The 1,817-nt window shown below is 67.5% G+C and carries 2 protein-coding genes; both read right to left on the bottom strand.

Going from position 1 to position 1,817, the window contains the following annotated elements; translation table 11 throughout:
• On the bottom strand, positions 1-386 hold a 386-nt coding region (locus ACOADB_RS19480; protein ID WP_378602240.1), incomplete at its 3' end, for an AMP-binding protein.
• Between the two features lie 62 nt (positions 387-448).
• Positions 449-1,576, bottom strand: a complete 1,128-nt coding sequence (locus ACOADB_RS19475) for an acyl-CoA dehydrogenase family protein (protein ID WP_378602237.1) — start codon at positions 1,574-1,576, stop codon at positions 449-451.
• Between the last annotated feature and the right edge of the window lie 241 nt (positions 1,577-1,817).

Genomic DNA, 1,817 nt, shown 5'->3' with positions numbered 1-1,817 from the left:
CCGCAGTGCACCAGGGTCGTCACGGACGGACAGCTCGCAGTGATCGCCGGTGCCATCGGCGCGAACGCGTCGTCGATCAGCAGCACCGTGGTGCCCGAGTCGTTGAGCGCGTAGATGATCTCCTGCGGGCTCCACCGGATGTTGATCGGGTTGAGCACCGCGTTGGCCCACGGGATCGCCGAGTAGTACTCGACGTACCGGTCGCTGTTGAGCGACAGGATCGCGACCACGTCGCCCTCCGCCACACCCAGCCCCTGGAGGCCGGCCGCGAAGCGGGCGACGCGATCGCCCATCTCGGCGAACGTGTGGCTGCGGTCGCCGTGGACGGTGGCGGTCTTGTCGGGCGTCGCCTGCAGCGACCGGTGGAGGCCTTGGGTCAGGTACACGATCTGCTCCTCGATGCGAGTGGGTCCGAGAGTGGGTCGCTGCGGGGTGGATCAGCGGCTGGTCACAAGGACCGCGCGATGAGTTCCTTCATCACTTCGTTCGCGCCGGCAAGGATGCGCAGCACGCGTACGTCGGTGTAGATGCGGGCGATCGGGTACTCGTTCATGTAGCCGTAGCCACCGAACAGCTGCAGGCAGCGGTCCGCGACCTCGGTGGCGCGGTCGGAGATCCAGTACTTGGCCATCGATGCCTCGGTGGCGTCGAGCTTCCCGGCGAGGTGCTTCTCGATGGACTGGTCGAGGAACGCCCGGTTGACGCGGGAGATGGTCTCGCACTCGGCCAGCTCGAAGCGGGTGTTCTGCAGCGCCATCAGCGGCTTGCCGAACGCGTGGCGGTCCTTGGTGTAGCCGATCGTGAGCTCGACAGCCTTCTCGATCTGGGCCTGGGCCAGGATCGCGGTGATGAGTCGCTCCTGCGGGAGCTGCTCCATCATCTGGTAGAAACCGTGGCCCTCCTTCGGGCCGAGCAGGTTGGCCTGCGGGACGCGGAGGTCCTCGAACGCCAGCTCCGCGGTGTCCTGGTCCTGCTGGCCCATCTTGTCGAGCACGCGACCGCGGGTGAAGCCCGGCGTGTCGTCGCCGACCTCGGCAACGATGAGCGAGATACCGGCGGCCCCGGCCTCGTCGCCCGTCTTCGCGGCGATCACGATGAGGTCGCAGACGTGGCCGTTGGAGATGAAGGTCTTGGCGCCGTTGATGACGTAGTCGTCGCCGTCCTTGACCGCTCGCGTCGCGATCGCCTGCAGGTCGGACCCGGTGCCGGGCTCCGTCATCGCGATCGAGAGCACCCACTCCCCCGAGCACACCTTGGGCAGCCACCGCTTCTTCTGCTCCTCGGTGGCGTAGGCGTTGAGGTAGTGCGCGACGATGCCGATGGAGACGGCAAAGCCCATCGACGTGTCGCCAGCGCGGACCTGCTCCTCGATCAGCACGGCCTCGGCAGCGAACGAGGCCCCACCGCCGCCGTACTCCTCGGGCAGGGACATGCCCACCAGGCCGAGCTCGCCGGCCTTCAGGTAGGCCTCGCGGCTCGCGTGGCCCTGCGCCCGGTGCTCGTCGGCACGCGGGAGGACCTCCTTGACGAAGTACGTCGCGGCGAGCTCACGCACCGCCGCGAGGTCCTCGTTCATCCAGGACGGCGTAGTTGTTGGCACAGCGCCAATAGTGCACTACTGTTGACAGCCGGTCAACAAGCGCATCGAAGACGTACGGAAGCAGGCCACCATGGACTCCGCGCTCGCGAGCACCTTCACCGACATCACCTACGCGGTGGCCGACCGGATCGCGACCATCACCCTCAACCGGCCCGCAGCGCGCAACGGCTACACGATCACCATGGCCGACGAGCTGGTGCTCGCACTGGACCTCGCC

It is taken from the genome of Nocardioides sp. CPCC 206348, assembly GCF_048654705.1.
Classification (GTDB): Bacteria; Actinomycetota; Actinomycetes; order Propionibacteriales; family Nocardioidaceae; genus Nocardioides.
Note: the sequence above shows the minus strand (reverse complement) of the source record. Positions and strands in the feature narration are given on the sequence as shown.

Excerpts from the sequence above, each read along its gene's own strand:
- ACOADB_RS19475 (WP_378602237.1), bottom strand. The coding sequence starts at position 1,576 with ATGAACGAGGACCTCGCGGCGGTGCGTGAGCTCGCCGCGACGTACTTC.